Source organism: Lacrimispora sp. (assembly GCF_031982545.1).
In the GTDB taxonomy this organism is placed as follows: Bacteria; Bacillota; Clostridia; order Lachnospirales; family Lachnospiraceae; genus Lacrimispora.
This window is the reverse complement of sequence record NZ_DALYXB010000001.1, coordinates 443,667-468,335: the sequence shown is the minus strand read 5'-3', so window position 1 is coordinate 468,335 and position 24,669 is coordinate 443,667. Positions and strand designations below refer to the sequence as shown.

Below are 24,669 nucleotides of genomic sequence, written 5' to 3'. Positions count from 1 at the left end.
TTCAGAAATTCCGGCCTTATTGCTATTTTCTTTTCTGGAAACTGCGCATACTGACTGTAGTGCTTATTGGAGATATGAGGGGATAGTTCTATGTATAAGGTATTGTTGGTTGATGATGAAATTTTGATAAGAGAACGGATTTCACAGAGAATACCATGGGGATCACTGGGGTTTGAACTGGCAGGAACCTGCGAAAACGGAAAAGAAGCTATCGGCTTTATGGAGAAAGAGCCGGTGGATCTTGTGCTTACGGATATCTGCATGCCTTATGTAGATGGTCTTGAACTGGCGAAGTATTTATATGAAAACAGGAAATGTACAAAAGCGGTAATTATAACCGGTTACGATGAATTTGAATATGCCAAAAGAGCGGTGGAATACCATGTACTTTCCTATGTGCTGAAGCCGGTTACTGCAGGGGAACTGATTGAAAAGCTGAAGGAGGCAAAAAGGATCCTGGATGGAGAAGCGGAGAATCTCCAGGTCAGGACCTATTATGAAGGGAGTTACCCCCTTTTAAAAAACCAGTTTCTGCTTCAGCTTGGGCAGGGACGGATTCATGAGGATCAGATTGGGGAAAAACTAAAAGAATTTCACATTGATTTTACCGGAGAATGTTATTGCGCAGCCATCCTTTGTCCAAGGAATCAGGCAGAAAAAAAGGAAATTTCCCAGATGGCAGATTTACTCCGGAAGGAATGGAGTGAAGATGTGCTTGTGACAGAAGATGATGACGGTCAGCTTCTTCTTTACGTGAAAAAGATAAACAGCTCCCAGATGAAAAAGGAAATACCAGTGATCTGCAATGAGTCTGCAGACATAATTCTTAAGAAAATGGGAAAAACGGTTTACTGTCTGGTGGGAACCTGTGTATTTAATTTAAGCGGACTCAGCTTTTCTTATGAAAAGGCCATGGAGATGAAAGAGTATCTTTATCTGGAGCGGGAGCCAGGAATCTATGAATGGGACAGGTTTCAAAAGTACAGACTCAGCGCCCGGGGTTTACTGAGTGAAGGAGAACGGGAAAAAAGGATTGTACTTGCAGTCAGAAGTAATCTGGCAGAAGAAGTTAAGACGGAGATTGCACAGATCAGAATGGAATGCCAGGTCAACTGGGTTACCAGAAATAAAGTTGTGGTGATCTACCAGAGTCTGATTCTTGCAGTCATGAATTTTCTGGAACGGCTCAATCTTGTAGAGGACGAATTTTTCTTAAAAGAGCAGGAGATTATATCCGGACTGTTTGGCTGTACTTACATTTCCCAGATGGAAAAAAAAGTGCTGGACTTTTTTCATACGGCACTGGAGATTGTAAACAGCAACCGGGGCAATTACGGGGATCATCAGGCAGTAGCAGCACTGGAATACATCAACAGCCATTATTCGGACTGCAGCCTGTCTCTCCAGGAGATATGTGAAAAGCTGGCCATCAGCGTCAGCTATTTCAGTTCTGCCTTTAAAAACTATACTGGGATGACCTTTGTGGAAGCATTGACAAAAAAGCGGATGGAAAAAGCGAAGGAACTTTTGGAAAATACATCCTTAAAAACCTATGAGGTTGCAGAAAAATGCGGATACAACGATGCCAATTATTTCAGCGCCATTTTTAAAAAGGCAACGGAAAAGACACCGAAAGAATATGCGGGCTTAAGAAGGAACCGGAAAGGCAGTTATGAGAATTGAAGTCAGGTTTAAAAGTATACGGACCAATATGATCATTTATTTCTCTCTTCTGGTCCTTTTAACCGTAACGGTGTTCCTGTTCTTCTCCATACGGTTTACCAAAAGCAATCTGATGGACAATTCGGAAAAAAACAGCAGGCAGCTGATTGAGCAGGTCAATTTTAACATTGAAAATTACATTGACTACATGGAAAATATCTCTCAGGTGATTATGAACAACCGGGATATAACAGGATATTTGTTCGATGACGGGACAGAAACGGGAGAGGACTTAAAAGAAGCCTTTCAGACGATCCTCCATGCCAGGACAGATATTTATAACATTGCCGTTCTTGGAGACAATGGGAAATATTTTATCAACAATGGAAGTGACAGCTTAAATTTACGGGCACGGCTTAAGGACAAAGAATGGTATCAGGATGCAAAAATGGCGGAAAGTAAGATCCTTATTTCCTCTTCACACGTACAGAATCTGGTAAAGAACGATTATAAATGGGTGGTAACCCTAAGCCGGGGCATTACCAATCCGGCTACAGGACGTGTGGAAGGGCTGTTGGTCATTGATTTAAATTATGACGTTATTAACGATTTATGTGAATCCATCAGCCTGGGAAATAAGGGGTATGTGTATATCCTTGACAGGAAAGGAGAAATCGTCTATCACCCTCAGCAGCAGCTGATTTTAAGCGGGGTAAAAAAAGAACTTTTAAAAGAAGTATCAGCCAGCAAAACCAGTCTTACCCACATTGATGAAAACGGAGAGAATAAGATTTATACCCCGTTTCATTCGAAAAAAACAGGTTGGACCATAGTTGGCGTGAATTACACCTCAGAGCTGGCAGGCAACGAAGTGGCCATGAAAACCATGTACACGGGAGCCGCATTTCTGCTGATTTTGCTGGCATGCCTGTTTGCAGTCTTTCTGTCGGCTAAAATTACAAGGCCCATCAAACAGCTTCAGGCAGCCATGAAGGAGGTGCAGGAAGGAAAATTCCAACCGGTGAGTATTGAAACGGCAGGAGAGGATGAGATTTCCAGCCTGACCCATTCCTTTAACAGCATGACGGAGCGAATCGATGAGCTGTTGAAGAAAAACAGCAAGGAGCAGGCGGAAAAAAGAAAGAGCGAATTGAAAGCGCTGCAGTCTCAGATCAACCCCCATTTCCTCTACAATACATTAGATTCCATTATCTGGCTCATCGAAACGGAGGATTCCGAACAGGCTATCAATATGACCTCTGTTCTTGCCAGATTTTTCCGCCAGGCTATTGGCAATTCCAACATCTATGTGACGGTGTGGCAGGAGCTTGAATATACCAGAAACTATTTGCTGATCCAGCAGATGAGGTATAAAGATAAGGTGGCTTTCGATATCCGGGTTGACACAGAGGTTATGGAGTGCGCCATTGTCAAGCTGGTTTTACAGCCATTGGTGGAAAACGCCCTGTACCATGGATTAAAGTACAAAGCAGAGCAGGGCAATATTCTCATCTTCGGATACAGGCAGGATGAAACCGTGATATTAAAGGTCATGGATGATGGTGTTGGCATGACAAGGGAAGCTCTTAACTGCATTTTTCAAAAGAAAACAGATCAGAAGCATAACGGTGTGGGAATGAAAAATATTCAGGACCGCCTTAACATGCATTACGGACCCGGATATGGTTTAAGCGTGGACAGCAGCGAAGGGGAGGGAACGACTGTGACCATCACCATCCCTTACCGGCGGATGGAGGATGTCAATGAAGAAACATAAAACTGCATTATTAGGAATTCTGTTCTTAACTCTGACTGTTTCGTTCCTGTCAGGTGTTTTTTTGCTGGATGAGTTCGGTGAAAAGAAAACGGTTAAAATCGTCTTTATACCCAAGGTCCAGGACAAGACAAACGACTTCTGGATGTCCATGATATCCGGCGCAAAAAGTGCAGGTAAGGAATATCAGGCCAATCTGGTGATTCTGGCACCCGATGAGGAAAATGATTATGAGACCCAGAAAAAATATATTGAAGAGGCAGTAAAGATGAAGCCGGATGCCATCGCCCTTTCTCCCATACGGTATTCGGAGATGACGGACTGCGTGAAGCAGGTGACAGATGCAGGAATTAAACTTATTTTGATCGACTCCAAACTGGATCAGAACCTGGAGGAAAGCTGCATTGGTACAGACAATCGAAACGCAGGTGTACAAATGGGTCAAAAAATGCGGGAATATGTGGGATCGGATACAAAAATCGCTGTTGTTTCTTATGTAAAAGGTTCTTCCACCGCAATGGAACGGGAGGAAGGGCTTCGGGAGGGGCTTTCGGAGGACGAGAGCAAGATTAAAATGGTCCTGTACAGCAATTCTGATTATAATCAGGCATACGAAGAAACAAGAGAACTGATGAGGACAAACCCGGACATCACACTGATAGCAGGGCTTAACCTGTATTCCACGGTAGGGGTTGCCAGAGCCATCCGGGAGATGAATTTAAGCCGGAAGGTGCATGTGGTAGGCTTCGATAATGACATTGAAGGAATTCAGTATTTAGAAGAAGGGATTATAGATACCCTGATTGTACAAAAGCCCTTTAATATGGGATATATCGGGATCCAGACAGCGGTAGAATCCGTTAGGGGGAAAAAGCCTGATAAAAATATATACTGCGACATAGAGGTGATCACTGCAGACAACATTTATACCGATGAGAATCAAAAGCTGCTCTTCCCATTTTAAGAAAGTAAAATCTTCTTCTTTTTTTGTAAGATCCTCTATATTAGAAATTTTTTATTCAGATATAATGGACTCATGAGAACAAAACAAAGTGTTCCAGACAAAAAGAAGCGGAGAGTGAGAATGTGGGCAGGGTTATGCTGAGAATGAAGGGAATTGACAAGTCCTTTCCAGGGGTACATGCTTTGGATCACGTAGATCTGGAGGTAGAGGCAGGAGAGGTTCATGCACTGATGGGGGAGAACGGAGCGGGGAAATCCACTCTGATGAAAATCCTTACAGGCATCTATTCCAAAGATTCCGGTACCATTGAATTTGAGGGTCAGGAAGTGAATTTTACCACTCCAGCCAAGGCCCAGGAAGCCGGAATTGCGATTGTCCATCAGGAACTGAATATGATGAATCACTTAACAGTGGCCCAGAATCTGTTTATTGGCCGGGAAATAATGAAAAGTGGATTTATCAGCGATTCCATGATGAATAAAGAGGCAAAGAAGTTGTTTGGGCGTCTCAATATTGAGATCGACCCCTCCAAGACAATGGGGAATTTAACCGTGGGGCGGCAGCAGATGTGTGAAATAGCGAAAGCAATTTCCAGAGATGCCAGGCTGATTGTATTTGATGAGCCGTCCGCAGCACTGACGGAAACAGAGATAGAGGAGCTGTTTAAAATTATCCGGGATCTGCGGTCTAAGGGGATGGGAATCATCTACATATCCCACCGGATGGATGAAATTAAAGTGATTACAGACCGGGTGACTGTCATGCGTGACGGAACCTATGTGGGCACATTGACAACAAAAGACTGTACCAAGGATGACATCATCAATATGATGGTAGGCCGGGTAATTTACGAAGAGCCGAAACAGACTGCCAGTGTAAAAGGGGATGCCCCGGTGGTTTTAAAAGTGGAACATCTAAGCGCCGGTAAAATGGTGAAAGATGTGAGCTTTGAGCTGAAAAAAGGTGAAATCCTGGGTTTTTCCGGATTAATGGGAGCGGGCAGAACAGAAACAGCCAGAGCTATTTTCGGAGCGGATAGAAAAGATGGGGGAGAGATCTTCATCAACGGCAGGAAAGCAGAGATAAAGACAACAGAGGATGCGGTCAATCAGGGAATCGGATATCTGTCAGAGGACCGGAAACGCTTTGGACTTGTGGTGTTTAAATCCGTTTCGGAAAACTCCACCATGGCTTCCCTCTCGTCATTCATGAAAGGCGCATTCATCGATAAGAAGAAAGAGCATCAGCAGGCAGAGCATTATGTTCATCTGTTAAATACCAGGACTCCGAACGTAGACAAGATGGTGGTGAATCTGTCGGGAGGAAACCAGCAGAAGGTGGTAATTGCCAAATGGCTGATTAAAAACTGCGATATTCTTATTTTTGACGAACCCACAAGAGGAATTGACGTCGGAGCAAAAAGCGAGATCTATCAACTGATGAATGAGCTGGTAAAACAGGGGAAATCCATCATTATGATCTCGTCGGAAATGACTGAAATTTTGCGTATGAGTGACAGGGTCATCGTAATGTGTGAAGGACGTATTACCGATGAAATCCCAATCGAGGAGGTGTCGCAGGAGCGGATCATGGCTTCTGCTACCATGAGAAATCAGGAGGTCAGCAATGGAAAAACTGAAAAATAACCCGCTTATAAAGGCGATCGGAACCCAGAGGCTGGTAGCATTGCTGGCGCTCATCGTAATCTACCTGGTATTTGGAATCATGAATCCCAGATTTGCAACCTATAACACCATGGTGAACATTTTTGATGCCTCCTATTATATTGGATTCATGGCAATCGGCATCTGCTTTGTAATTGCAACCGGCGGAATTGATTTATCCATCGGAACCGTGCTGACCATGTCTGGTCTTGTGGCAGGATACTTAAGCGTAAATATGGGATTTCCCATATGGCTGGTGATCATTATCTGTATATTAATCGGAACTGCCTTTGGTGTTGTAAATGGTCTGCTGGTGGCAAAACTTGGACTTCCACCATTTATTGCAACACTTGGAACCATGATGCTTTCGAAAGGAATCGGCTCCATCATTACAGGTGCCCAGTCCGTCACCTGGAAATCAGGTTCCGATCCGGAAGGCTGGTACCGCGCCATATTTAAAATTAAAACAGAGAGCGGGCTTTTAATTCCAACCGGATTTTTGTTCCTCATTGCAGCTGCCATTGTCATGGCAGTGGTTATGAACAAAACCAAAGCCGGACGCTATATTTTATCACTTGGAAGCAACAAAGAAGCAACCCGGTTATCCGGAGTCAATGTGGATAAATATTTAATCATTGCCTATATCATCAGCGGTACCTTTGCCGGGATTGCAGGCCTTGCCTATTCCACCATTTATTCCACGCTGCTGCCGGGAGGCGGAGCCGGATTTGAAATGGATGCCATAGCCGGAGTCGTAATTGGCGGAACTTCCATGTCAGGCGGAATCGGAACCATAGCCGGAACCATGATCGGTGTATTTATAATTTCTGTATTAAAGACAGGGCTGCCCTTTGTGGGACTTCAGACCCACTACCAGCAGGTTGCCACAGGTCTGGTCATCATCGTTGCTGTATTTGCCGATGTGTACCGTAACAGGAGAAAGAGCTGAGCGCAGTGTAATTCGCAAGAATTTACATAAAAAAATCAGGAGGAAGCAAAAATGAAGAAAAATGTATGGGGCGTTTTAATCACAGCAGCTATGATGGCATCACTGACTGCCGGCTGCGCAAGCAGTTCTTCTACCACTGATGTGAAAACCACAGCAGCGGCAGAAAGCAAAACAAAAGAGGCAGGTACCCAGGCAGCTGCTGAAGCAGCTAAAGGCAAGGAAGACATGACCGTTTACATGGTGGCAAAGGGCTTTCAGTCCCAGTACTGGCAGGCGGTTTATAAGGGAGCGCAGAAGGCAGCCGGAGAACTGGGCGTTCATCTGGAATTTCAGGGACCGGATTCAGAATCTGATATAGCACAACAGGTTCAGATGATGAACAATGCAGTTCAGATGAAACCGGCGGCAATCGGACTGGCAGCTCTTGATGTTTCAGCCCTTAACGACAGCATTAAATCTTCCCAGGATGCAAAAATACCGATTATCGGATTTGACTCCGGTGTTCCGGATGCACCAAAGGGTGCTGTTGTTGCCAATGCAGCTACGGATAATTACAAGGCAGGTGAAGTTGCGGCAGAAAACACCTATCCGCTCATAAAAGACTTAATTGCAAAGTCATCAAAAAGCGTCCGCATCGGCGTACTGAACCAGGATGCAACCTCAGAGTCTATTATCAGCCGTGGTCTTGGTTTTATTGACAAAATTACAGAATTAATAAAGGCAGACGGAAAAACCGTATGCATCACCGGCAATGATAAGTTTGTAACGGATTCTAAGACAGACAAAGGAAACTCAGCAGATGTCATACTTGATGTTGCCGTTCCTTCCAAGGTAGAAGCTTCCTTAATGACGACCGATGCACAGACTATTTTAAACAAAGAAGATACCATCTGTATCTTTGCTTCCAACCAAAAGACCGGCGAAGGTCTGATTACCGGCGACGAGAATTTAGGAAGATTAGGAAAAGATGTTATCGGAGTTGCATTTGACTCAGGAACCATGATTAAAGATGCAATCAAATCCGGTAAACTGGCAGGCGCTGTTACCCAGGCACCGGTAGAAATCGGTTATCAGACTGTAAAACTGGCAGTTGCAGCTGCAAAGGGAGAATCCGTTGCAGATGTTGATACAGGAAGCCAGTGGTACAACAAAGACAACATGGACAGCAGTGATATTTCACAAAACTTATACGATTAATGATGCAGCGCTCTCCTGGATAGGAGAGCGCTCTTTGAAAAAAGGAGAAAAATATTATGTTAAAAGGAATACCATCAATTATCAGCCCCGAGTTATTAAAGATTTTATGTGAAATGGGTCATACCGATGAGCTTACCATTGGAGACGGAAACTTTCCAGGCCATACATACGGCAAAAAGGTGATCCGTCTGGATGGCCACGGAGTGCCGGAAATACTGGATGCAATTTTACAGCTGTTTCCCCTTGATACCTATGTGGATCATCCGGTTACGCTGATGGGAGTAGTTCCCGGTGATGACGTTAAGACTCCGATCTGGGACAAATATAAGGAAATTGTGGCAAAGCATGATGAGAGAGGGGCTGCCTGCTTTGAAGAAATTGACAAGTGGGAATTTTACGACCGGACAAAGAATCATTCTTCCGTTGTCATTATGACGGGAGAAAAAGAACTGTATGCAAATATCATTTTGAAAAAAGGGGTAGTAAAATAATATCTTAATAAAGAATATAACAAGAAGTACGGGGCATGTGAAATCATCCCCGTACTTCTTTTGTTCAGATCATTTCATTTCCGGTATAAATTCTGTTATGATGACCTTAATTACATGATTGTGAAAGGTCTGGTAAGACTAAGAATAAATGATAAAAGGAGTGAACGTTTATGAACAAAAGTGATCGGAGCAGAGATCTTTTTTTATTGAATATTTTATATGCAATCCACTTATGGGGGGAAATCAGGTTATTCTGGGACAGCTTCCAGAGAACCAGTCATTGGGGGTTCGTCCCTCCTATGCAATGATTAAGGCGGGGACATGGGGAGAAGGGGCAAAACAGATGAATAATTTCTACCCGGTTTCTGAATTTTTGCATGCAGACAGACAGCTGAATATTAGAATAGGAGAATCCGTACTTACTGAGCACTACATGGAGGGCTTCTGTGCCGTGACTGAAGAACAGTCTGTCAATCATCCGGAATACATGTCTGATGCAGGAAAAATGAGCTGGAAGATTAACATTAATAAGAAGATCGCCTACCATGCAGGGTATGGTGCTTCCCGGTTTTTCCGGTCTGTCAATGCATTTGATATGTTCTGGCATGCAGAAGGAATAAAGACAGAATATTCAGGAGAAGTAATATTAGATGGAGAAGTGTATGATATCATAGGGGAGAAATCCTATGGGTATGCGGATAAAAACTGGGGATCAGATTTTACCTCTCCCTGGCTCTGGATCAGCAGCTGTAATATGAAAAGCCTTATTACAGGTAAGCATCTTGATGACAGTGCAGTAGAATTTGGGGGAGGCAGACCGAAGGTTTTTGGAGTTTCACTGGGGCGAAGGCTGCTGGGAGGGCTCTATTATGAAGGAAGAATGTATAACTACAATTTTTCTTATTTCTGGACTAAGTCAAAGGTTGTTTACCAATTTAAGGAAGGGAAAGGGGTCAATGTATGGAAGATAAAAGCTGAGAACAAAGAATCCCTTTTGAAACTGGTTTTAAAATGCCCGGCTGAAGAGATGTTATTTATTAATTATGAGGCACCAAACGGTAAGAAGCTTCATAACCGCCTCTGGAATGGAGGCACAGGAAGCGGTATTATACTTTTGTATCATAAGTACGGAAACAAAATGCGTCTGGCTGATCGGATTGAAATAAAAAATACAGGCTGCGAATATGGAGAATATGGAGTACAATGATAAAGCCCTGTTCTTATTACAGATGATTATGTCTCAATTACTGATTGTGTGATTTTGCTATTTGATATAACATCATAAATAGGTATAATAAGAATAAAAAATAAAATCAGGAGGGTCAATCATGAAGTATCGGATCAATCCCCAAAATCACAAGGAGCTTTCAGCGCTGGGTTTTGGCTGTATGAGATTTAACCGGGATGAAAAAGAAGTAGAAAAACAGATTATATATGCCATAGAGAATGGCGTTAATTATTTTGATACGGCATATATCTATCCAAACAGCGAAGTGATTTTAGGCAGGGTACTTTCCAAGGGATACAGAGATCGGGTAAACATTGCCACCAAGATGCCTCCCCATGCCATTAAAAAGTATGAAGACTTTGACAAGATCTTTTTAACTGAATTAGAACGGCTTCAGACAGATTATATTGATTATTATTTAATTCATATGCTGCCTGATACAACAGTATGGAACCGGCTGATTAAGCTGGGGATCAATGAATGGATCGAAGACAAGAAGAAAAAAGGTCAGATCCGAAACATTGGCTTTTCCTATCACGGAGGAAGGGATGAATTTATCCAGCTGGTGGATATCTATCCATGGGAGTTTTGTCTGCTCCAGTATAACTATCTGGATGAAAACAGACAGGCTGGTAAGGAAGGAATCAAATATGCTGCCAGCAAGGGGCTCCCGGTTATGGTTATGGAGCCGCTGCGGGGCGGAAAGCTTGTGACCAATCTTCCCAAAGAAGCCGAGTCTGTCTGGAACAACGCATATGTGAAACGGTCACCGGCAGAATGGGCATTTCGGTGGCTCTGGAACCAGCCGGAGATTACTGTTGTGCTTTCAGGAATGAATTCCATGGAGATGATAAAGGAAAATATCAAAGTAGCATCTGAAACGGAAGTAAATGCTTTTACAGAAGAAGATTTTAAGCTGTTTGGGAAGGTGAGAGAAATTCTTGATAAGACAATTAAGGTTCCCTGTACCGGTTGTAACTACTGTATGCCATGCCCGAAAGGAGTGGATATCCCGACCTGTTTTTCCTGTTACAATGACATGGAGATAGAAGGGAAATTGGCTTCCATCGGAAAATATGTCATGCAGACCGGCATTAAGAACCAGCCCCACAATGCTTCTCTTTGTGTGAAATGTAAAAAATGCGAATCCCATTGCCCCCAGCATATTAAAATCAGTGAAGAATTAACTCAGGTAAGCAAATCAATGGAAGGATTCTATTATAAACCACTCCGGTTCTTTATAAAAAGGTTCATGAAGTTTGATCAATAAATAAACATATAAAATCCGTCTTCAGATGTAAAGCAGTATCTGCAGACGGATTTTGTTTTACTTTTTTATTACATGCGGTTTAATAATTCTTTTAAAGTTTCAAGAGGATAAAGTTCCTGCATTCTGGCCATTTCTATTGTGCGGAAGATGTGAGCTGCAAGCTTATCCACTTCTTTCTTAGAAATGTGAACCTCTTCCAGTGTGACAGGAGCTCCAATGCTTACAATCCAGTTTTTAAATGCGTCCAGACACCTGTCAGAAGTAAGCCATAGATGAAGAACGATCATTTATGGCTTACTTTTTTTTATTTCAGACAACTTTAATTCAGCTTGACAACCTGACGATAATATATTTAAACTATTTGAAAGATAGCTGGAGTGGAAGGACAGAATATAGTTTGATCAAAGAATACGTATGATAGAGGCGATGGTATGCTTAGTCATATTCGAATGAAAATGCTTCTGATCGTTATTCCCATATTATGTGTGGTCCTCATGCTGAGCTATCATGCCAGTGTAAAGACAGCAAAAAGGCTGGTTGATCATGAAACCAGTGAACGAATATCTGCAGAGAAAGAGATTCAGAAAAACATCATCGAAAAGAACATGAATGATGCAGCTGAAATTTCCAGGGTTCTGGCCGTGTTTGCAGGAAATGGCTGCAAAGATTATTCACCAGATTATTTCATTAAGATTTTGAAACCAGTTGTCCAGGATAATCGGTTTATACTGGGAGCAGGAATCTGGTATGAACCATATGCATATGACAAGTCTCAAAAATATATGGGACCCTATGTGTACCGGGATGGCGACCGGATCATATCAACATTTGATTACAGCAACGCTGACTATGATTACTTTTCTCAGGATTACTATGCACTTGCGAAGAAAACAAATAACATTGTGTGGACGGATATGTACTATGATCAGACCAGTAATCTATATATGATAACCTGTTCCCAGCCTGTCTATGATGGTAACGGCAAATTTACAGGTTGTGTAACTGTGGATGTAGGACTGTCTTCCATGCAGAAATTTATCTCCGATTACATAGCCAGTCATGATGGTACTACCTATATTATCAATAGGGAAGGAACTTACCTTGCTGCGGAAAGCGAAGCTGCAGTGAAAGCAAAAGGTAGTGTATACGGTTCCAATAATCAGTCCTATCTTACTGCTGTTTCAGAAGTTATTTCCAATGACAATGGGAGAACATCTTATATTAAAAATAAACAGGAGATTACTCTGTATTATAAGACACTGAATGATCTGGGCTGGAAAATTGTCTTTGAAATACCGGAGAACTCCATTAATAAACCCATAGGGCAGCTGTCAAATACATTCATATGGATATTCGGACTTTCCCTTTTGTTTATGTTCATCACCGTTTTTATTCTCACCGGCAGAATCATTGACCATCCGGTAAAAGCTATTTTAAGAGAAATAAAAGAGATAGGAGATCGCAGCTTTGACCAGGAAGTCAGCAGGGAACTGGTAAAAAGAAGGGATGAATTTGGATTAATTGGAAAATCTCTCGATGAAATGAAGCAGCAGTTAAAACAAAGCAATGAAAAGCTGGAGCATTCTCTGAGAGAAAATGTGGAATCCCAGAAACAATTAATCTTGCAGAATCAGATTTTAACAGAGCGGGAGACCCAGATGTATCACAGCCTTAAATATGCCCATTCGCTGATGGAAGCGATTCCAGACACAGTATTTGTTATTTCCCGGGATGGGGTATTTTTAGACTGCATTGGAGATCTGGATCATCTGTTTTTTAAAAGGGAACGTTTTATTGGTAAAAATATTGCCGATGTAATGCCACAATCGATTGCTGCAAAGGGCAGGGAACTGATCGATCAGGTTTTTCTCACTGGTGAAAACCAGAAAATCGAGTATGAGTGGACCAGTGCACGGATTACAGAATATCATGAACTGCGGATTGTAAAATGGTTTGATGACAAAGCCATTGCAATTGCCAGAAACATTACAGAAACTCATAATTATATTAAGGAAATTGAAGAGATCAGTTATCATGATCATATAACAGGACTGCACAACAGAAGGTATTTTGACCAGGTATCAAAGGAACTGAATCAGTCAGAAAATTATCCCATCAGTGTGATTTTCGCGGATCTGAATGGACTGAAGGTGGTAAACGATTCGTTCGGTCACGAATACGGAGATTATATGCTGAAGCGGTTTGCCGAAATCCTGGCGGATTCAGGAAAGAAAGGGGAGCTAATCAGCCGTGTAGGCGGAGACGAGTTTGCGATTATTTTAAGAAGGACCGAAAGAGGGGAGACAGACCGGTATATCCGGGAATTAAAAGAAAAATGTACAAGGGAGACCATCAACGGAATCGAGCTTTCGGTTTCGTTCGGATATCACATTATTGAGGAATCCGGGATGCCGACTCAAAAAGCGGTAAAGCTGGCAGAAGATAAGATGTATCAGAATAAATTATATGAGGCCAGTAGCAGAAGAAGCAAAACCATTGATATTATATTAAATACCCTTCATGAAAAGAATCAGGGAGAGGAGCAGCATTCCCAGAGAGTGGCAGAAATCTGTGAGACAATGGCAAAACAGATGGGGTTGCCTGACAGCGATGTAAATAAGATTAAGGCAGCCGGTCTCCTTCATGATATTGGGAAAATTGGAATTCAGGAAGCGGTGCTAAATAAACCAGGAATTTTAACAGATGATGAATATCAGGAGGTTAAAAAGCATTCAGAGATCGGATACCGTATCTTAAACACTTCCCCTAATATGTCGGAGATAGCGGAGATTGTTTTATGCCATCATGAGCGGTGGGATGGGAAGGGATATCCCAAAGGAAGGAGTAAAACAGACATTCCGCTGTTTGCAAGAATTATCACTATAGCGGATGCTTACGACGCCATGACAAGTGACAGAAGCTACCGGAAGGCACTGCCTGCTGCCTTTGCAAAAAACGAACTGATTCGTGGTTCAGGAGAGCAGTTTGACCCGGAGCTGGTTGATTTTTTTGTGAACCATATGAAGGGATTGAATTGACAGCATCTGCCCCTTGTGTTAAAATCGAGAAAATTCAATAATGTTTTGGGGAGCTGGTGACCCGGCTGAGAGGAAGTAAAGAACTTCGACCCTTATAACCTGATTTGGGTAATGCCAACGTAGGGACAGCCACTCTTACGAACTATCATGAGATATGTCTTTATGGGCATATCTCATTTTTTTCCCTCAAAACAGGAAAAGGAGTAAGGAAAATGTTTGAACAAATTATTACCAACGTAAGAAACAATGTTCCACTGGTCCATGCAATTACAAATTATGTAACTGTAAACGACTGCGCCAACATCATTCTGGCAAGCGGAGGATCTCCGATTATGGCAGATGATATCAATGAAGTTACTGATATCACCGCTATTTCTTCCGCTCTTGTACTCAATATGGGAACCCTGAATGAACGTACCGCCATATCTATGCTGGCAGCAGGAAAGAAGGCAAATCAGTGCGGTCTGCCTGTTGTTTTTGATCCTGTGGGAGCCGGTGCATCGGCATTTCGGAAAAAAATAGCATATCAGCTTCTGGAAGAGATCCAGTTTTCCGTAATAAAAGGCAATATATCAGAAATTAAATTTCTGGCAGCAGGAGAAGGAAAGACTGCAGGTGTGGATGCCTGTGAAGCGGATAAAGTGACGGAGGACAATTTAAAAAGTGTGGCAGACTTTGCTAAAGAGTTCTCAAATAGAACCGGTTCCGTCATCGCGATTACAGGAGCCATTGATGTGGTTGCTGATGAGAATCATGGGTATGCAATCAGAACCGGTCATATCATGATGAGCAGAATCACTGGAACCGGCTGCATGCTCGCTGCTGTTACCGGAAGCTATGTGGGAGCTAATCCCGGCAGTATTTTAAAGGCCTCTGCAGCTGCCGTATGCGGGATGGGACTGTGTGGGGAATTGGCATATAGGAAGCTTTGCGAGCTTCATGGAGGCACCGGTACATACCGTATGCTGCTGATTGATGAAATGAGCAGACTGAATGAACAAATGCTGGAAGAGGGTGGAAATTATGAATGTATCTAAAGAAAATATGCTTTTATATGTGGTGACCGACCGGACCTGGCTTAACGGGAACAAACTTCATGAACAGGTGGAGGAAATTATTAAATCAGGTGCTACGTTTATTCAGCTTCGGGAAAAAAATCTTGATCACGACAGCTTTGTCGCAGAGGGAAAAGAGATCAGAAGAATCACTGAAACATATAAAATACCCTTTGTAATAAATGATAATATTCAGGTAGCTCTCGCTGTAGGAGCAGATGGTGTTCACGTAGGGCAGAAAGATCTGGAGGCAAAAAAATGCAGAGAGCTGATCGGAGAAGACAAGATACTTGGAGTATCGGCCCAGACAAAAGAGCAGGCACTTCTGGCCGAGAAAAACGGTGCAGATTATATTGGGGTGGGTGCCGTCTTTGAGACCTCCACCAAAACGGATGCCAATCCTGTTACCTTTGAGGCTTTAAAAGAAATCTGTAGCTGCGTATCCATTCCCGTAATAGCCATAGGCGGAATCAATGAGGATAATATTTTAAAACTTAAAGGGTGCGGGATTGACGGAGTAGCAGTTATTTCTGCAATATTTGCTGCCAAAGATAAGGAAAAAGCAGTAAAGACTCTTTTATCATTGGTGAAGGAGGCGGTTTCATGAAAAAAGTATTGACGATTGCAGGCTCTGACTGCAGCGGCGGCGCTGGTATTCAGGCAGATTTGAAGACAATGACTGCACATAAGGTATATGGAATGAGTGTAATTACAGCGCTTACCGCCCAGAATACCACAGGTGTCACATCGATTATGGATGTGACACCTGAATTTGCAGGGCAACAGATGGATTGTATTTTTACTGACATTTTTCCCGATGCGGTGAAAATCGGAATGGTATCAAACAGCGGAATTATAGAAGTTATTGCCACGAAACTGAAGGAATATAAGGTAAAAAATCTGGTTGTCGATCCGGTTATGATATCAACCAGCGGTTCTAAGCTGCTTTCTGAAACTGCAATGGATGCGCTGATTGGCAGACTGCTGCCTGCAGCACTTCTTGCCACGCCCAATATCCCGGAAGCAGAGGCCCTTTGCAATATAAAAATCACCAGCAAAGACCACATGGAAAAGGCGGCAGAGGCAATCTTTCAAAAGTCAGGCTGCGCAGTTTTAATAAAAGGAGGTCACCTGACAGAGACTTCTGATGATCTTCTCTATACCAAAGAAAACATGGTATGGATTACAGGAAAACGCATTGATAATCCCAACACCCATGGGACTGGCTGTACGCTATCCTCCGCTATTGCCTGCAGTCTGGCCAATGGCTGCACTCTGGAAGAGAGCGTTAAGAATGCCAAAGCGTATATTACAGGAGCTTTATATGATCAGTTAAACATCGGGAAAGGCAGCGGTCCATTAAATCATATGTGGGGATTGACATAATCTGTAAACTGTTATAAAATAAGTAAACTACCAGTTTACTTATTAAAATGATGGGATACAGGAGGTATTACAATTGGGAGCGGAAGAACGAAAACAACAGGAAAAGGAAATTAAGAGAAAGGATATCATAGACGCAGCAGAAAAAGTTTTCTTTGCAAACGGTTATGAGAATTCTTCCATGGATGCAGTTGCAAAAAAGGCGGAATTCAGCAAACGGACCGTTTATGTATATTTTAACAGTAAGGAACAGATTTATTTTGAAATAATGATCAGAGGTTACAGACAGCTGTTAAAAATGATGGAGGAAAGGTTTGGAAAAGAAAAACCGGCCAGTGCACTGGATGAGCTTCATTGCATTTTTTACACCTTATTCTCTTTTCGGGAAAAACATCTCGATTACTTTAAGGCAATCATGGAGTATGAAACGAAGGATGATGGGTATCAATGCGGCGTCACAGATGACTCCAAAGAAGAGTGTTACCGCCTGGGTGAGGAAGTTCTTTCCTTTCTGTTAGAGGCGCTGAAAAAAGGGAAAAACGATGGAAGTTTTAAACGGGATATGAACTGTGAGAAAACTGCATTGATTTTATGGGCATTTACAATCGGAGTTTTTAATGCAGGAGGAAGGAAAAAGGAATATCTGGAGAATTATCACCATACTTCCGTGGAGGATTTCTTAGAGGAGTCCTTTCAGTTGATGATACAGCTGGTTTCGGCAAAGGAGACTGGTGTATGAAAGTCTTTTTAAAGATAATTGCCTGTGCAGGCAGTTTCATTATTTTCCTGTTGTTTGTATTATTTATTCTGGGCGGAGGATTTATGAAGCAGTCATATTTAGAACCGTGGAACAAAAATTATGCATCGAAGTTTACAGATCCCCGGCTGCGTCTGACTGCTGCCGGACTGCTGGCGGCAAACAACCACAATATGCAGCCGTGGAAAGTGAAACTGGATAAAGAAGATCCCAGGGTATTTTACTTATTTGCAGACAGCTTAAGGACAACCAAAGAGGTAGATCCTCTTTACCGGCAGATGATGATCACCCAGGGGACATTCTTAGAGTATGTAAGAGTGGCGGGAGAAAAGGAAGGATTTCAAACAGAGATTGTTATCTTTCCAGAAGGTGAATATGAAGAAAATGATATCTTAAGCAGCATGGATAAAAAGCCGGTAGCTAAGATAACTCTTTTACCTTCCAAACAGGAAGAAGGTCCACTTTACAGTGGGATATATCTGGCAGATACAAACCGGGGAAATTATAAGATGGAAGCTCCTGATTCTTCCCAGATCTCCCAAATATTAAAATTACCGGATCAGGAAAGTCTGTCCATAAAGCTATATACCGATCATGATGATCTTAATAAAATCGGCAATTACGTTATGGAAAGTGCAACAATCGAAGCCGGGGTTACCAGGGCGATGGATGAATCCAATGCAATCTTCCGTGCAAACGAAAAGGAAAAAAACAAATACCGATGGGGCTTTTCGGTGGAAGGACAGGGAGCTTCCGGCTTTAAACGGTATCTGCTTCAGGGATTAATCACCATGTTTCCCTCTGTTAATGAAGGAAAAGGTGCATCTGAAAACTTCATTCATTATACGAAAACAGCTGTTGATCATACTGCCGCCTATGCGGTCATAACAACCAGCGCAAACACACGGACAGATCAGGTGCTCAGCGGTATGCTATACAGCAGGTTGATTCTTACGGGCCATACCATGGGGCTTGCCATGCAGCCTCTCAGCCAGGTGCTTGAGGAATATCCGGAGATGAAAGAGCCCTATGATAATTTCAGAAACGATTATGCCGGCAAGGACCAGACCGTACAGATGCTTTTACGAATTGGGAAACCGGAAACACCTGCTCCAAATTCCATGAGAAGAGATGTAATGAGTTTCATAAAGGAATAAATTGTAAAATTTCGTCGTTTTTTGAAATAGATATTTGTAAAATAAACAATCCCAATGTATAATAGATTTAACTACTATGACAAGGGGGATATGTTTCTATGAAGACAATAAAAAGCAAACTGTTTTTTGTTATATTTCTTTTGTTATTTGCGACCTCAGCGGTTAACGTGATTACAGGGATCAGCGCCAGTTATTACAGTATTACCGAGAACACTAAAAGTGATATGAATGCTATGGGAGAGATTGCCAACACCGCATTGGCTGCGGAAATTAGTCTGTTAAAGGAACAGGCAGAAAGTCTTGCCAGCCAGCTGGGAACGGTGCAGTCAGGGGATAAGGGGAATAAACTGAATGTTCTGGATATGGCTATGAAAAACACAAAATTTAAAGCACTGGCATTTGCAGGTCCGGACGGAAAGCTGTCCAGTACGGATCAAACCCTGAATGGACAGGATTTTTCATCCAAAACGTTTTTCTCTGACAGCTTAAAAGGAAATACTACAATCTCCTCAACGGAAGCATTGGACAGTCAGATGGTATTTTATGTCTGTTCTCCTTTGCCCTCTCAATCAGGTGTGGTGATCGGTGTACTGGACAGCCTTTACTTCAGCCATATTATCGAAAAAATTGTAATTGGTAAGACAGGCAATGTATTTATGCTTGACAGTACCGGTACCTTTGTAGCCAATAAGAGACCCAATCTGGTGGAAGAACGACAGAATTTTATTGAAAAGGCGAAAACAGATCCTTCCCTTGTTAATGCGTCAAAGGTATATGGCAAGATGATAAAAGGGGATAAGGGAGTAGATACATATGAATATGAGACAGGTGCCAGAATCTGTGCCTTTGGCCCTGTGAGCAATTCCGATGGCTGGTCCTACGGAGTGGTGGCGCCTGTTAAGGAGATGACCTCCTCCATTATATACACAATTGTATTGCTCCTGGTTTCCTCTGGTGTATTAATCATTGTTGGTATTGCTGCAAGCGTTATGCTGGCAAACGGCCTGTCGAACCCAATTAAGAAAATTACCAGACGTATGGAGCTTCTGGCTGAAGGAGATTTGGAAAGTGAAGTTTATATTCATAACAGCAAGGATGAGATTGGCATACTGACTAGAAGTATCGCCGATATGGTAAGTTCCCTTAAATCCTATATTCAGGAAATTGCCTATATTTTGCAGCAGGTATCTGCAGGGAACTTAAGCGTGTCATCGGATATTGAATATAAAGGCGAATTTATAGAAATACAGACATCATTAAACCAGATCACAGATCAGTTGAACAAAGCATTTGGTGAAATTATAATCTCAGCCAGACAGGTAAACAGCAGTTCAGAACAGGTAGCGGAATCCTCCCAGCAGTTATCCCAGGGCGCCACAAGGCAGGCAAGTTCTGTGGAAGAAATAGCCGCAACCATCTCCGATATTTCACATCACATCAGTTCCAACGCCGATAATGCGGAACTGGCCGGAACCAAATCGCTGCAGGCGGTAGATCAGGTCAGCAGCGGTCAGCAGGAGATGGATAAACTGGTAACTGCTATGAATGAGATCGATGAAACGTCAACGGAAATCGGGAAGATTATAAAAGTAGTGGAGGACATTGCTTTTCAGACCAATATTCTGGCTCTGAATGCAGCTGTGGAAGCTGCAAGAGTTGGTGAGGCCGGAAAAGGGTTTGCTGTAGTGGCAGACGAAGTACGAAATCTGGCTGGAAAAAGTGCAGATGCAGCCAGGGATACGGCTGCTTTGATTCAAAAATCCATAGAGGCAGTGAAAAACGGAAATGAAATTGCCATAGAAACCTCCCATTCTCTGGAACAGATTGTGACAAGTACGAGAGAGGTTTCCCAATTGGTCAACCAGATCTCCAATCGTTCTTTAGAGCAGTCGGAGGCCGTTTCCCAATTAAAGATCGGCATAGAGCAGGTTTCCGGAGTGGTTCAGTCCAATGCTGCCACAGCAGAAGAAAGTGCAGCGTATGCACAGGAGCTGTCCGGGCAATCCTTAATTATGACCAGTCTGGTTTCCAAATTTGAATTGGCCAGGAGAAATAAATAAAATGATCAGGGGGTAAGGGTTTGGAGTTTGGTGAAAAACTGCAGTTACTGCGAAAACAGAACAATCTGACCCAGGAACAGCTTGCAGCCCAGCTGTATGTTTCAAGAACTGCAGTATCAAAATGGGAAAGCGGCAAGGGCTATCCCAATATTGATTCCCTTAAATGCATCTCAAAGCTGTTTGGTGTATCCATTGATGAGCTGTTAATGGGAGAGGAGCTCATTACCCTTGCTGAAGATGAGAACCGCAGAAATCTGGAGCAGATTTTTAATCTGGCTTATGGGATTTTTGATTTCATGGCAGTATCATTCCTGGTACTTCCACTTTTTACACAGGAAGAAGGGGGACATTTTTTCTCAGTGCCATTCTTTAAATTTACAAATAATCCCATATGGGGGATACTGCTGTCTGCCTGTTTTATTCTGTGCCTGACACTGATTGGCGTGATAGAACTGATTGTACAGAGGAAGGACCACGAGACATTAAGAAAGAGGATGAACCAGTTTTCCCTGTTGGTCCATTCCATGGCAGTCCTCTTTTTTATCGCATTCCGCCAGTTGTATGTGGCTGCATTTCTCTTCCTCTTACTCATGGGGAAAGTGGTGCTGTTAATAAAAGGCCCTGCCAGATAAAGTAGTATAAACCAGGTTTCAGGCCTGTGACACCATTCGTGTCACGGGCTTTTCTTTTAAGTTACGTCAGGTGTCTTGCTTTTTTCTGCATAAAAGAGGAAGATTGGGGATAGAAATAAAAAAGGTAAAGCAGGAGGAATGAGACCAATGGGTTCCATAGTAACAGAGTTTTTAAAGGTTGTATTTTTAGGGATTGTAGAAGGAATTACGGAATGGCTGCCAATCAGCAGTACCGGACATATGCTTCTTGTGGATCAGTTTTTGCAGATCAGTGGGAGCGAGGGGTTTAAGGAAATGTTTTTTGTTGTGATTCAGCTGGGGGCAATCCTTGCCGTAGTGATCCTGTTTTGGAATAAAATGTTTCCATTTCAGTGGAGTGATAAAAACAGCCCTTTTCTTATAAAAGAAACATTTCTTATCTGGATCAAGGTAGTAATTGCTTGTGTGCCTGGAGCAATTGTAACCATTCTTTTTGATGATTATATTGACGCCCGGTTTCAGACACCACAGGTAATTGCAGCAGCTTTGATTTTTTATGGAGTTGCTTTTATCCTGATTGAAAACTGGAATAAGAGTCGAACACCAGCTATAACTAAAATAGCAGATATTAATTACCAGACAGCATTTATTATCGGATTATTCCAGGTGCTTTCCATTGTTCCTGGCACCTCACGTTCTGGTGCAACCATAATCGGTGCTTTGCTCATCGGAGTATCCCGGACAGCGGCAGCGGAATTTACGTTTTTTATGGCAGTTCCTGTGATGTTTGGCTTAAGTGCGATCAAGATACTTAAATTCGGATTGACCTTTTCCGGGGAAGAACTATTTATTCTGGTAACAGGAATGGCTGTTGCGTTTGCTGTTTCCATACTGGTTATAAAATTTCTGATGAGTTATATAAAGAAACACGATTTTAAAATTTTTGGTTGGTATCGCATAATACTTGGCATGATTGTTCTGCTTTATTTTTTCCTGAAATAATTTTTTTCAATTACATGTTTATTTTTTGCAGCCCCTGACGTTGTGTCAGGGGTTTTTGCCGGTTTAAAATCAATTTTGATTACACCTTTTTTATTTTTAAAAGAATTTCTTGTAATTGTTGCATTCATTTATTAAAATGGAAGGAGAAATACAACGGGATCAGGACATAAGATATTTAGATATATAAGAAGGGGAATCATTTATGTATACCATATTCCTGTGTGACGATATTCAAGAAACCCTTGATGAGTACGCAAACCTTATTAAATCAATTGCAGAAAAAAATCAAATCCAAGTCACAATCTCATCGTTTAGTTCTGGAGAACAGCTCTTATTTCATCTTTCTGACAGTCCGGGTCAGGCGGATATCATTTATATGGATATACTCATGCATCAGTTAAATGGGATTGAGACTGCGAGAAGATTAAGGGATTCAGGCTGCCAGTCAGAAATTATTTTTCTGACTACTAGTGACGAATATGTATTTGAAGCATTTGATGTCACTCCTGTGCAGTATTTACTAAAAGGAGAAACAACACCGGAGCGATTTGAGAGGGTATTTCTTAAGGCCATTTCCAGAATTCAAAAGAAAGGCAGCGATATATTTTTGTGTGAATCACAGGGAGTGCAGAAAGTGCTGTCTGTAAGCAGTATTTCTTTTTTTGAAATAACAAAACGAATTGTAACGGTTCAATATAACGGTTCAGAGGAATTCAGCTTTTACTCTTCTATGGAGAATATAGAAAATCAGCTGTCAGGAAAGGGCTTTGTACGCGTACACCGGTCCTATCTTGTAAATCTATCTTATATTGTAATGTTTCAACAAAATGCTGTTTACTTAAAGACAGGAACAGTAATCCCCCTGGGGGTTACGTACATAAAGCAGGTAAGGAAGGCTTTTTCTGATTATATCAGCCGGATCAGCCTCCATGTACCAAAGTAGAGGATAAAAGTACATGCAATATTTTATTTATATTTTATTGATGATGCTATATGATATTTATATTTTACATTATTTCAGGCGGATGTTTCATGCCAGACACGAAGGATTTGGTTATTATTTTGTAGCAGCTGCATTCAACCTGACCGTTACAATTTTTGCTTATCGCTATCTGGATCATCGGATTGCAATCTTTTTGATGATGTTATCGGTTAATATAATTTTCTGCGTCCTGTTTTACGTGAATTGGCTTCAGATGACGTATGCGGGAAGTTTATATATATTTTCTTTGTATAGCAGCAGAGGAATTGTTTGTTCCTTGTATTCGATTTTTTTAAAACAAAGTATTATTCAGGTTTTGTCTAATCCTGTATATTACATGTGGATATTTGTTTTATCCATATTTCTTTCCTTACTTATCTTTCAGATTACAAGAAAGGTTTCTGTACCGGATTCTAAAGCCAGACCAGCACTTTATAACATGGGACAGCTTCAGTTTGTGGTTGTTTATATTATTTTTCAGCTGTTATTTCTTATGTTGGTTAACGATGGACGTTCTTATGAAACGGTTCAGCTATGGTTTACGTATTTGTATCTGGGGGCGTGTGTCATTGGCAAGCTGTATCTGGAATTTGCATTTCACCATACTGCCAGGGTATCGGAGCTGCTTGAGCATGAGCTAAACACCAATAAGATGAAAGAGCAGCTTTCCCGTCAGCTCCGTCATTACCAGTCCTACAGCAGGTTTACGGAAAGTTTTAAAATATTTCGCCACGACTATGAAAAATTAATGGGATCCGTTAAATTTTTGCTGAACCAAAAAGAGTACGACAAAGCAGCAAAAATGCTTGATGATATACATGTAACCATGAAAAAAGAAGTTCTGGTTCATAAAACATATTCAGATCATATACTTTTGGATGCTATTTTACAAGATGTAGCCAATTCCTGCGAAGATCTGGAGATTCAATTTACGGCCTGTGCCTGTCTCCCTTCCGATATTTCAGCTTCTGACATGGATGTTGTCTGTATTTTTTCTAATATCGTAGATAATGCCATAGAGGCCTGCAGTCAATTAAAGGAGGAAAAACGATTTATTGAAATAACCAGCCGGGGAACCAGGGAATGGGCAATCATAGAAATTGTAAATTCTTTTGATGGAAAACTGATTGAATCTGCAGGAGAATTAAAGACAAGAAAAGATAATAAAATTTCTCACGGATTTGGTCTGCAGATTATAAGACGTACAACCGAAAGTCTGGGAGGACTGCTTTACCTGGAACCGGAGGCAGAAAATAGGATTTTTAAAATAAAGGTTTGTATACCCAGATTGCTCCAATCATAACGGATTTTCCTGTATTGGGAACGAAAAAAATAGTATTGAGTACAAACTACAACAACCTGGGAATGATATATTTTATATTTAAGTACAGAGTATGAATGGGACACGCTGCCAAAACCAGTTTG

At 41.9% G+C, this 24,669-nt stretch carries 21 protein-coding genes and 1 riboswitch; of the genes, 20 read left to right on the top strand and 1 reads right to left on the bottom strand.

Going from position 1 to position 24,669, the window contains the following annotated elements; genetic code table 11:
* Positions 1–90: 90 nt before the first annotated feature.
* From ABS301_RS02270 to ABS301_RS02230, 9 genes are all read left to right on the top strand, one after another.
* Entirely contained in the window at positions 91–1,683 is a 1,593-nt protein-coding gene (locus ABS301_RS02270; RefSeq protein WP_349670644.1) for a response regulator transcription factor, read from the top strand.
* Complete coding sequence (locus ABS301_RS02265; protein ID WP_349670643.1) at positions 1,673–3,439, top strand: sensor histidine kinase; 1,767 nt, start codon at positions 1,673–1,675, stop codon at positions 3,437–3,439. Before ABS301_RS02270 ends, ABS301_RS02265 begins: the two co-directional genes overlap by 11 nt.
* A complete protein-coding gene (locus ABS301_RS02260) occupies positions 3,426–4,400 on the top strand; it encodes a substrate-binding domain-containing protein (protein WP_349670642.1) in 975 nt (324 codons plus the stop codon). Before ABS301_RS02265 ends, ABS301_RS02260 begins: the two co-directional genes overlap by 14 nt.
* A 122-nt stretch (positions 4,401–4,522) precedes the next feature.
* Entirely contained in the window at positions 4,523–6,046 is a 1,524-nt protein-coding gene (locus tag ABS301_RS02255) for a sugar ABC transporter ATP-binding protein (RefSeq protein ID WP_349670641.1), read from the top strand.
* Positions 6,027–7,013 (top strand): ABC transporter permease, encoded by a 987-nt coding sequence (locus ABS301_RS02250; RefSeq protein WP_349670640.1) that lies wholly within the window; start codon positions 6,027–6,029, stop codon positions 7,011–7,013. The genes ABS301_RS02255 and ABS301_RS02250 overlap by 20 nt, the downstream gene beginning before the upstream one ends.
* Before the next feature lie 51 nt (positions 7,014–7,064).
* Positions 7,065–8,210, top strand: a complete 1,146-nt coding sequence (locus ABS301_RS02245) for a substrate-binding domain-containing protein (protein WP_349670639.1) — start codon at positions 7,065–7,067, stop codon at positions 8,208–8,210.
* Between the two features lie 56 nt (positions 8,211–8,266).
* Entirely contained in the window at positions 8,267–8,701 is a 435-nt protein-coding gene (locus tag ABS301_RS02240) for an RbsD/FucU family protein (RefSeq protein ID WP_349670638.1), read from the top strand.
* A 232-nt stretch (positions 8,702–8,933) separates the two neighbouring features.
* On the top strand, positions 8,934–9,908 hold the full coding sequence (locus ABS301_RS02235; RefSeq protein WP_349670637.1) for a tocopherol cyclase family protein: 975 nt from the start codon (positions 8,934–8,936) through the stop codon (positions 9,906–9,908).
* A 121-nt stretch (positions 9,909–10,029) separates the two neighbouring features.
* Positions 10,030–11,199 (top strand): aldo/keto reductase, encoded by a 1,170-nt coding sequence (locus tag ABS301_RS02230; protein WP_349670636.1) that lies wholly within the window; start codon positions 10,030–10,032, stop codon positions 11,197–11,199.
* Between the two features lie 68 nt (positions 11,200–11,267).
* Here ABS301_RS02230 and ABS301_RS02225 read toward each other — a convergent pair whose 3' ends face one another.
* Positions 11,268–11,486 (bottom strand): hypothetical protein, encoded by a 219-nt coding sequence (locus tag ABS301_RS02225; RefSeq protein ID WP_349670635.1) that lies wholly within the window; start codon positions 11,484–11,486, stop codon positions 11,268–11,270.
* 144 nt (positions 11,487–11,630) lie between these two features.
* On the opposite strand from ABS301_RS02225, the gene ABS301_RS02220 reads away from it, so the two are divergent.
* From ABS301_RS02220 to ABS301_RS02170, 11 genes are all read left to right on the top strand, one after another.
* Complete coding sequence (locus ABS301_RS02220) at positions 11,631–14,237, top strand: HD domain-containing phosphohydrolase (RefSeq protein ID WP_349670634.1); 2,607 nt, start codon at positions 11,631–11,633, stop codon at positions 14,235–14,237.
* 36 nt (positions 14,238–14,273) lie between these two features.
* A riboswitch (TPP riboswitch) is annotated at positions 14,274–14,381 on the top strand.
* 68 nt (positions 14,382–14,449) lie between these two features.
* Entirely contained in the window at positions 14,450–15,274 is an 825-nt protein-coding gene (gene thiM, locus ABS301_RS02215) for a hydroxyethylthiazole kinase (RefSeq protein WP_349670633.1), read from the top strand.
* A complete protein-coding gene (gene thiE / locus ABS301_RS02210; protein WP_349670632.1) occupies positions 15,261–15,899 on the top strand; it encodes a thiamine phosphate synthase in 639 nt (212 codons plus the stop codon). The genes thiM and thiE overlap by 14 nt, the downstream gene beginning before the upstream one ends.
* A complete protein-coding gene (gene thiD / locus ABS301_RS02205) occupies positions 15,896–16,678 on the top strand; it encodes a bifunctional hydroxymethylpyrimidine kinase/phosphomethylpyrimidine kinase (protein WP_349670631.1) in 783 nt (260 codons plus the stop codon). The genes thiE and thiD overlap by 4 nt, the downstream gene beginning before the upstream one ends.
* Before the next feature lie 73 nt (positions 16,679–16,751).
* Positions 16,752–17,414: a TetR/AcrR family transcriptional regulator gene (locus tag ABS301_RS02200; RefSeq protein WP_349670630.1), complete on the top strand. Its 663-nt coding sequence runs from the start codon at positions 16,752–16,754 to the stop codon at positions 17,412–17,414.
* Positions 17,411–18,589, top strand: coding sequence for an Acg family FMN-binding oxidoreductase (locus tag ABS301_RS02195; protein ID WP_349670629.1), 1,179 nt, complete (start codon positions 17,411–17,413; stop codon positions 18,587–18,589). The genes ABS301_RS02200 and ABS301_RS02195 overlap by 4 nt, the downstream gene beginning before the upstream one ends.
* A 98-nt stretch (positions 18,590–18,687) precedes the next feature.
* Positions 18,688–20,649 carry a methyl-accepting chemotaxis protein gene (locus ABS301_RS02190; RefSeq protein WP_349670628.1) on the top strand — a complete coding sequence of 654 codons (1,962 nt, stop codon included), beginning with the start codon at positions 18,688–18,690 and terminating at the stop codon, positions 20,647–20,649.
* Between the two features lie 20 nt (positions 20,650–20,669).
* Positions 20,670–21,281 carry a helix-turn-helix domain-containing protein gene (locus tag ABS301_RS02185; RefSeq protein ID WP_349670627.1) on the top strand — a complete coding sequence of 204 codons (612 nt, stop codon included), beginning with the start codon at positions 20,670–20,672 and terminating at the stop codon, positions 21,279–21,281.
* A gap of 147 nt (positions 21,282–21,428) precedes the next feature.
* Positions 21,429–22,262: an undecaprenyl-diphosphate phosphatase gene (locus ABS301_RS02180; protein WP_349670626.1), complete on the top strand. Its 834-nt coding sequence runs from the start codon at positions 21,429–21,431 to the stop codon at positions 22,260–22,262.
* A 202-nt stretch (positions 22,263–22,464) separates the two neighbouring features.
* Entirely contained in the window at positions 22,465–23,205 is a 741-nt protein-coding gene (locus ABS301_RS02175) for a LytR/AlgR family response regulator transcription factor (RefSeq protein WP_349670625.1), read from the top strand.
* 13 nt (positions 23,206–23,218) lie between these two features.
* Positions 23,219–24,547, top strand: a complete 1,329-nt coding sequence (locus ABS301_RS02170; protein ID WP_349670624.1) for a sensor histidine kinase — start codon at positions 23,219–23,221, stop codon at positions 24,545–24,547.
* Positions 24,548–24,669: the final 122 nt, after the last annotated feature.

Bases quoted from the DNA above. Each gene is read 5' to 3' on its own strand.
- ABS301_RS02270 (WP_349670644.1), top strand. From the start codon at position 91: ATGTATAAGGTATTGTTGGTTGATGATGAAATTTTGATAAGAGAACGG.
- ABS301_RS02265 (WP_349670643.1), top strand. From the start codon at position 1,673: ATGAGAATTGAAGTCAGGTTTAAAAGTATACGGACCAATATGATCATT.
- ABS301_RS02260 (WP_349670642.1), top strand. From the start codon at position 3,426: ATGAAGAAACATAAAACTGCATTATTAGGAATTCTGTTCTTAACTCTG.
- ABS301_RS02250 (WP_349670640.1), top strand. From the start codon at position 6,027: ATGGAAAAACTGAAAAATAACCCGCTTATAAAGGCGATCGGAACCCAG.
- ABS301_RS02245 (WP_349670639.1), top strand. From the start codon at position 7,065: ATGAAGAAAAATGTATGGGGCGTTTTAATCACAGCAGCTATGATGGCA.
- ABS301_RS02240 (WP_349670638.1), top strand. From the start codon at position 8,267: ATGTTAAAAGGAATACCATCAATTATCAGCCCCGAGTTATTAAAGATT.
- ABS301_RS02235 (WP_349670637.1), top strand. From the start codon at position 8,934: ATGGGGGGAAATCAGGTTATTCTGGGACAGCTTCCAGAGAACCAGTCA.
- ABS301_RS02230 (WP_349670636.1), top strand. From the start codon at position 10,030: ATGAAGTATCGGATCAATCCCCAAAATCACAAGGAGCTTTCAGCGCTG.
- ABS301_RS02225 (WP_349670635.1), bottom strand. From the start codon at position 11,486: ATGATCGTTCTTCATCTATGGCTTACTTCTGACAGGTGTCTGGACGCA.
- ABS301_RS02220 (WP_349670634.1), top strand. From the start codon at position 11,631: ATGCTTAGTCATATTCGAATGAAAATGCTTCTGATCGTTATTCCCATA.
- thiM (WP_349670633.1), top strand. From the start codon at position 14,450: ATGTTTGAACAAATTATTACCAACGTAAGAAACAATGTTCCACTGGTC.
- thiE (WP_349670632.1), top strand. From the start codon at position 15,261: ATGAATGTATCTAAAGAAAATATGCTTTTATATGTGGTGACCGACCGG.
- thiD (WP_349670631.1), top strand. From the start codon at position 15,896: ATGAAAAAAGTATTGACGATTGCAGGCTCTGACTGCAGCGGCGGCGCT.
- ABS301_RS02195 (WP_349670629.1), top strand. From the start codon at position 17,411: ATGAAAGTCTTTTTAAAGATAATTGCCTGTGCAGGCAGTTTCATTATT.
- ABS301_RS02190 (WP_349670628.1), top strand. From the start codon at position 18,688: ATGAAGACAATAAAAAGCAAACTGTTTTTTGTTATATTTCTTTTGTTA.
- ABS301_RS02180 (WP_349670626.1), top strand. From the start codon at position 21,429: ATGGGTTCCATAGTAACAGAGTTTTTAAAGGTTGTATTTTTAGGGATT.
- ABS301_RS02175 (WP_349670625.1), top strand. From the start codon at position 22,465: ATGTATACCATATTCCTGTGTGACGATATTCAAGAAACCCTTGATGAG.
- ABS301_RS02170 (WP_349670624.1), top strand. From the start codon at position 23,219: ATGCAATATTTTATTTATATTTTATTGATGATGCTATATGATATTTAT.